This window comes from Bradyrhizobium sp. (genome assembly GCF_019242285.1).
Classification (GTDB): domain Bacteria; phylum Pseudomonadota; class Alphaproteobacteria; order Rhizobiales; family Xanthobacteraceae; genus Bradyrhizobium.
Window position 1 is genome coordinate 1 of record NZ_JAFAVV010000902.1, and the last position, 6,311, is coordinate 6,311.

Consider the following 6,311-nt stretch of genomic DNA (forward strand, 5'->3'; position numbering starts at 1 on the left):
AGGTCTTCGTCTTCGCCTCTTGCTATTGACCACAAAGTCACTTACATGATGGGCATTCGATTAGCCGCTGTGCCTTTTTGAATGCGCCTGCCGGCTCCTTCCCAAAGACATCGACCAGTTGAATGGAATCGCGTGATGGTCACGCGACATGCGCTTTGGAGAGAAGAATGCCGACAGGTATCGTCAAATGGTTCAACGGCCAGAAGGGTTTTGGCTTCATTCAGCCGACCGATGGCGGAAACGACGTGTTCGTGCACGTGAGCGCCGTCGAGCGGGCCGGCCTGCCGGGTCTCGCCGAGGGGCAGAAGGTCAACTTCGAGATCAAGGCCGACAAGATGCGCGGCAAGGTCAGCGCGGAAAATCTGTCGCTTGCCTGAGACAGCAACGTCATTTCACGGATGTACTGAAATGGCGTCGGCCCGCTCGATCACGCGATTGAGCGGGCCTGTACCTTCGCAAATTCGGACTGGAAAAGATGGTGAGCAGGAAATCGGCTGAACCATCGCCCGAACGCATCGCGCGAGCCAACCGGCAGCGTTTGTCGCTCGAGGAAGGTGCGCGAGCGATGGCGGAGATCGAACAGCAGGCCATCGCGGTTCGCAAGAACATGGAACGCCTTCGTGCCCTGAGGACGGCCAGGGAAGCCCAGGCGACGGACGCACAGACGGCCCTCCCCGGCGGTCCAGGGAAGAAACGCAAAAAGCCCCGCCCGAACTCCTGAAAGACGGCATCGCGCCGAACCGGCCGACGCTCGATTTTCGGCGACGGGTAAATGCGCCTCGCCTGACCTGCGATTGAAACCAATTGCACGAAGGGCCGTTAGCTTGAGATCGGCGTCACCGATCGAAGACGGTCGGGGCCGTCCTGATCCGGATGCCGGCGGCACCGAGCCGCAACAGCCTCCTCCATAACCTTCTCTCACGGCAAGCGCCGACGTCTGAGGCGCAAGTCGCCACGAACAGAAGACAAGGCAGAGGCGCCGGCATTTTTCCAGATGGAGCGCCAAATGTCCGAACGAACACAAGTGAGCCGCGCCGTGCTCGAAGCCCGCAAGGCATTCAAGCCAACACCGCCGAAAAAGACGGATACGGATTACGCAAGAATGCAGCAAGCCTTTCACGAAAATCGCGAGCGGCTCAAGGCCGAGCGGTTGGCGCGAGAGGCGGCCGCCCGCGGATCCGCTCGCGAACAAAAGACTTCCTCCTGATCTCGACCGAGATCATCGCACGATTTCGCTCAGTAAAAATCAGCGAAAGTGATTGTCGGACAGACCTTCACGGGACTGACGGGAAGATGGCAGGCTACCGCTGCCTTGCTCCGCTAAGCCTCGCCATGCCCGGGCGCCGCCGTTTCCCAGCGTTTGCCACAAGCCGGACATTCCCAGAGGTTGACGACCTCACTCGGCGCGTAGGTCGAGCCGATGGGAGCGACGACGGTATGGCCGCAGACGCAGGTGGCGGTGCCTTCCGGTGGCGAACGGCTGCGCTCGTTACGGACCATCCTGGCCGCCCAACGCTGCTCGAACTGACGACGAAGATGAATCGGATAAATGATGGCGTTCATGCTGCTGCTCCCCTATGACGGCGGGAGCACGAAGACGTCTCTCAGCCACTGACGCCGCGTTTCACGATCAGTGATGGCGCACACTATACGGGGACAAGATAGAAAGCCAGCGAAGTTGGCCCGTCCTTGTCTCCCATGCGATCGCCCGCGAGATGCGCCCGCGATCCGCAGCGGCGCGTCGGCCGGCGGGGCTCAAAGCCCGGTATAGCCCGCCTTCACCGGATCGTTGCTGCCGTCGAGCTGGCGCAGATAGGTCAGGCCGCAAACGGTCAGCCGATGCATGTCGCGCTCGCCGGCCTCGAACAGCATGTTGACGTATTCGGTCACCTTGGCGCGGGCGTCGGCGCTGGCAGCGGCGGTGCGGTTCATCAAGAGATCATAGGTCTGCATGATGCGATCGATGGCGGCTTCCATGGAGTCCTCTGGCATGACGTCACCCGACCTGGGTGGCCTCGAACCGGGCGATCGCCTTGTTGGCGAGCCGAAGCTTGTTCAGTTCACCGCGATGAAAAAGCTGCACGATGATCTCGAGCAGCCGGTCGTTGGTGACGAAATCGTTGGGAATGGCGCCGGTGCGGCGCAGATAGTTCGCGGCGATGGCGTAGGCGTCGCCCACGACTCCGACATTCATCGCCCGCACACCGCGCTCGACCAGCATGGTCCACCATCCTCTGCTTCGGTGAGGATAAGCGCGGAAACGGGAACAAGTTCCCATCCGGAAGCGCAAAAACAACAGCGCACCGCCGACGAATCGACGGATGCGCCCAAGGAAGGGTCTTGCGGAAAAGGCCCGCCGGTCTTTCAAGCTCGCCGGCTGCGGACCTATCTGATTGCGCATGATCCTGCTCGGAAAACCGGTGCCTGCTTTTCCGGATCATGCGCGCTCTTTGATCTCAGAGCCGGTACAGGATCTGGTCGGTCCAGAACCGCTCGAGCCGATGCAGCGACTTGTTGAGCGTCGCGAACTCGTCGCCGGAGATGCCGCCGACCTGCTCCACCGTCTTGACGTGCTTCTGGTAGAGCGCCTCGACGATGCGGCGGATCTCCTGGCCCTGCGGCGTCAGGCGGATGCGCACCGAGCGGCGGTCGACGCGGGAGCGCTGATGGTCGAGGAAACCGAGCTCGACCAGCTTCTTCAGGTTGTAGGAGACGTTGGAGCCGAGATAGTAGCCGCGCGTGCGCAGCTCGCCCGCGGTCAGCTCCTTGTCGCCGATGTTGTAGAGCAGCAGCGCCTGCACCGAGTTGATGTCGGAGCGGCCACGGCGGTCGAATTCATCCTTGATGACGTCGAGGAGGCGGCGATGCAGCCGCTCCACCAAGGTCAACGCTTCGAGGTAGAGCGGCTGCACCGGCGCTTGTCCCGGCGCGCGCTCGGCGGCTTCCGCCGCCGTCGCAACGGCTTTGATCATGACACTTCCCCTGTCGTCGATTTTATCGACTTATTCGACGAAACTTTTGTCCCGTCTGATAGCGCCAACTTAAAGGGGCCGGTTTGAAGATCAGCTTAAATAAGAGAATAAAGAGATCGTGAATCTCAGACGGTGAATCGCCGATTAAGCCTGTAACGCAAGCACTTTCGGCAACTTTCCATTGAGACTTCGCGCCCGATGTTCACGCTTCGTCTGCATGCCCTGTCGCATTCCAAAACAGCCGCCGATCAAATCGAAAGGCCGGTGTAACGGGTGTGGCGGGATGAAGGTCAATCGAAGCCTACCGCGACAATTTGCTTAAAGCTTTTTCCGCGAGCGGGATCACTACGGTGGCCGCTCGCGTGCCGCCATCCAGGCCAGCACGAGATAGGCCGCAAGCATCACTGCCTCGACGCCGACCACGATGAGGCTGCCGCCATAGATGCCGGGAAACATCAGCTCGATCACCGCCATCGACACCACGGTGGTGAGCCACACCACTGCGCCCCAGGGGGTCGCGAGCCACAGCCCGACGGCGGCGACGAGCTCGATGACCGCGAAATACACCGTTGCCGCCTGCCAGGCGATCGGCTGGCTCTCGAACGCCTCCTCCTCGCCGCCGACGAATCCGGTGACCTGTGCCCAGTGATAGAGACCCTGCAGGATCGACAGCACCGCCATCGCCCGCAGGAACAGCACGAGCCGCCACGTCCAGACGTTCTCGTCGCGCTCGATCCGCTCGGAGGTCATCGCCGCCCACAGCGCGCCGTTGCGCGCCCGTTCGCGCGATGAGGTGTCAGGCATGGCAGCGGCTCATCATTCGGTCACGGTCGTCGCTTTTCCGGGATTCGGGCTTCGAAGTCATGGCCCTGCGGCAGCGCAAAATCAATCCTGCCGGCCAGCCCCTTGCGGAAGGTCAAGTGATGAGGGCTAGCCGAACCGCTAGAATTGAAATAATCCCAGCGCACCGATCATCCCGTCCCGGCTCAAACGAGGCAATTCCATGGCGATCAAATTCGGCCGTCCGATCGAAATGCGCGACGTGTCGCGGCCGGCGACCACGGCGGCGACGTCCCCGCTCGCACTGACGGTCCGGCCCCGCCGCAACCGCAAGGCGGAATGGGCGCGGCGGCTGGTGCGCGAGAACGTGCTGACCACCAACGACCTGATCTGGCCCCTGTTCGTGTTCGACGGCCACAACGCGCGCGCCCAGATCGCCTCGATGCCCGGCGTCGAGCGGCTCAGCGTCGACCAGGTGGTGCGCGACGCCGAGCGCGCGATGAAGCTCGACATCCCCTGCCTCGCCCTCTTCCCCTACACCGATCCCGCCTTGCGCGATGCCGAGGGCACCGAAGCGCTCAACGCCGACAATCTCGTGTGCAAATCGGTGCGCGCGATCAAGAAGGAGTTTCCCGGGCTCGGGGTGCTCTGCGACGTCGCGCTCGATCCCTACACCAGCCATGGCCATGACGGCCTGCTCGAGGACGGCCGCATCCTCAACGACGAGACGGTCGCGGTGCTGGTGCGGCAGGCGCTGGTGCAGGCCGAGGCCGGCTGCGACATCATCGCGCCCTCGGACATGATGGACGGCCGCGTCGGCGCGATCCGCGAGGCGCTCGACGGCGCAGGTTTCCACGACGTGCAGATCATGGCCTATGCGGCCAAATACGCCTCCGCCTTCTATGGCCCGTTCCGCGACGCGGTCGGCTCGGCCAAGACGCTGACCGGCGACAAGCGCACCTACCAGATGGACAGCGCCAATTCCGACGAGGCGCTGCGGGAGGTCGAGCTCGACCTCGCCGAGGGCGCCGACATGGTCATGGTCAAGCCGGGCATGCCCTATCTCGACATCGTGCGCCGGGTGAAGGACACTTTTGCGGTACCGACCTTCGCCTATCAGGTGTCCGGCGAATACGCGATGATCGCGGCCGCCGCCAACAATGGCTGGATCGACGGCGAGAAGGCGATGATGGAGAGCCTCTTGGCCTTCAGGCGCGCCGGCGCCGACGGCGTGCTCAGCTATTTCGCACCTCAGGTCGCCGAAAAGCTGCAAACCCAGGGTTGAAATCCGTTCGACCGTAGAATCGCCTGAAAATTGCGTTGTCCCTGTCCGGGTGAGGCCTTGCGCCGGCCCGGACGGTTCCCATGTGATTCCGGCAACGGAGGATGGATCATGTCAGATCCTGGTTCAGGACCGGCGGGCGGCCGGGGCAATCCGGATGGACCCGATGTGCGGCCGCATGCGTTCGATCCCTATCAGGAGCCGGAGCTGTTCCGCGGCGTGCTGATGCGGCGGGTGATCGCATTCGCGATCGACATCGTCATGATCTGCGTGCCGATCGCGCTCGCGATCGTGTTCATTGCCGTGTTCGGGCTGATCACCCTGGGCCTCGGCTGGGCGCTGTTCTGGCTGGTTTCGCCGGCCTCGGTGATCTGGGCGCTGGTCTATTACGGCGCGACGCTGGGCAGCCCCCATTCGGCCACGATCGGCATGCGGCTGATGGACCTGGAGATGCGCACCTGGTATGGCGCGCCCTGCTATTTCCTGCTCGGCGCCATTCACGCGGTAGTGTTCTGGATCTCGATCTCGGTGTTCTCGCCGTTCGTGCTCCTGATCGGGCTGTTCAACGTCCGCCACCGCCTGCTGCACGACTTCCTCCTGGGAACCGTGGTCATCAACAATTCGATCCGTGTCCCCGTGGGTCAGCCGGCGCGGACCTATTGATGCGCGGCGCAAACCGATCGAGCGTCAGCTTGACCATCCGCCTGCTTGACCACTCGCCTTGGCGGCGCGATGCTGCCTGCCCCACTCCGGACCGGAGGCCGACGGACTTCCCTTGACCCAGCATTCGCGTGACACCCCGCAGTTCTACCTGACGGCGCCCTCGCCCTGCCCCTATTTGCCCGGGCGACATGAGCGCAAGGTGTTCACGCATCTGGTTGGTGACAAGGCCGGCGATCTCAATGACTTGCTGACCCATGGCGGCTTCCGCCGCAGCCAGTCGATCGCGTATCGGCCCGCCTGCGACCAGTGCCGGGCCTGCGTCTCCGTGCGCGTGGTGGCGAACGAGTTCCGACCGTCCCGTAATTTCCGCAAGATCATGGCCCGCAACGCCGACATCATCGGCGAGCAGCGCAGCGCGGTACCGACCTCCGAGCAGTATTCGATCTTCCGCGCCTATCTCGATGCCCGCCATCGCCATGGCGGCATGGCCGACATGACGGTGCTCGACTACGCCATGATGGTCGAGGACAGCCACGTCGAGACCCGCGTCGTCGAGTACCGTTGCGCCGGCGCGCTGGTCGCGATGGCGCTGACCGACGTGCTCGGCGACGGGT

Annotated in this window: 11 protein-coding genes; 6 read left to right on the forward strand and 5 right to left on the reverse strand. The window is 63.3% G+C overall.

Going from position 1 to position 6,311, the window contains the following annotated elements:
• The first annotated feature begins 167 nt into the window (after nt 1-167).
• From JOY90_RS36975 to JOY90_RS36985, 3 genes are all read left to right on the forward strand, one after another.
• Nucleotides 168-377, forward strand: a complete 210-nt coding sequence (locus JOY90_RS36975) for a cold-shock protein (RefSeq protein ID WP_291696025.1) — start codon at nt 168-170, stop codon at nt 375-377.
• Between the two features lie 98 nt (nt 378-475).
• Nucleotides 476-721 carry a transcriptional regulator gene (locus tag JOY90_RS36980; RefSeq protein WP_291696026.1) on the forward strand — a complete coding sequence of 82 codons (246 nt, stop codon included), beginning with the start codon at nt 476-478 and terminating at the stop codon, nt 719-721.
• A 285-nt stretch (nt 722-1,006) separates the two neighbouring features.
• Nucleotides 1,007-1,207 carry a hypothetical protein gene (locus tag JOY90_RS36985; protein ID WP_291696027.1) on the forward strand — a complete coding sequence of 67 codons (201 nt, stop codon included), beginning with the start codon at nt 1,007-1,009 and terminating at the stop codon, nt 1,205-1,207.
• A 113-nt stretch (nt 1,208-1,320) separates the two neighbouring features.
• On the opposite strand, the gene JOY90_RS36990 is transcribed toward JOY90_RS36985, so the two are convergent.
• From JOY90_RS36990 to JOY90_RS37010, 5 genes are all read right to left on the reverse strand, one after another.
• Nucleotides 1,321-1,563 carry a hypothetical protein gene (locus tag JOY90_RS36990; protein ID WP_291696028.1) on the reverse strand — a complete coding sequence of 81 codons (243 nt, stop codon included), beginning with the start codon at nt 1,561-1,563 and terminating at the stop codon, nt 1,321-1,323.
• Between the two features lie 192 nt (nt 1,564-1,755).
• Nucleotides 1,756-1,977 (reverse strand): hypothetical protein, encoded by a 222-nt coding sequence (locus JOY90_RS36995; RefSeq protein WP_291696035.1) that lies wholly within the window; start codon nt 1,975-1,977, stop codon nt 1,756-1,758.
• Between the two features lie 19 nt (nt 1,978-1,996).
• Nucleotides 1,997-2,221, reverse strand: a complete 225-nt coding sequence (locus tag JOY90_RS37000) for a hypothetical protein (RefSeq protein WP_291696029.1) — start codon at nt 2,219-2,221, stop codon at nt 1,997-1,999.
• A gap of 235 nt (nt 2,222-2,456) precedes the next feature.
• Nucleotides 2,457-2,972, reverse strand: a complete 516-nt coding sequence (locus JOY90_RS37005; protein WP_291696030.1) for a MarR family winged helix-turn-helix transcriptional regulator — start codon at nt 2,970-2,972, stop codon at nt 2,457-2,459.
• A 345-nt stretch (nt 2,973-3,317) separates the two neighbouring features.
• A complete protein-coding gene (locus tag JOY90_RS37010) occupies nt 3,318-3,776 on the reverse strand; it encodes a DUF6163 family protein (protein WP_291696031.1) in 459 nt (152 codons plus the stop codon).
• A gap of 199 nt (nt 3,777-3,975) precedes the next feature.
• Here JOY90_RS37010 and hemB point away from each other — a divergent pair, with 199 nt between their 5' ends.
• From hemB to JOY90_RS37025, 3 genes are all read left to right on the forward strand, one after another.
• The gene (gene hemB / locus JOY90_RS37015) at nt 3,976-5,037 is read left to right on the forward strand and encodes a porphobilinogen synthase (RefSeq protein WP_291696032.1); all 1,062 of its coding nucleotides are present in this window, start codon (nt 3,976-3,978) and stop codon (nt 5,035-5,037) included.
• 108 nt (nt 5,038-5,145) lie between these two features.
• On the forward strand, nt 5,146-5,697 hold the full coding sequence (locus JOY90_RS37020; protein ID WP_291696033.1) for an RDD family protein: 552 nt from the start codon (nt 5,146-5,148) through the stop codon (nt 5,695-5,697).
• Nucleotides 5,698-5,809: 112 nt separating this feature from the next.
• Nucleotides 5,810-6,311: arginyltransferase (locus JOY90_RS37025; protein WP_291696034.1), on the forward strand; the 502-nt coding region annotated here is incomplete at its 3' end.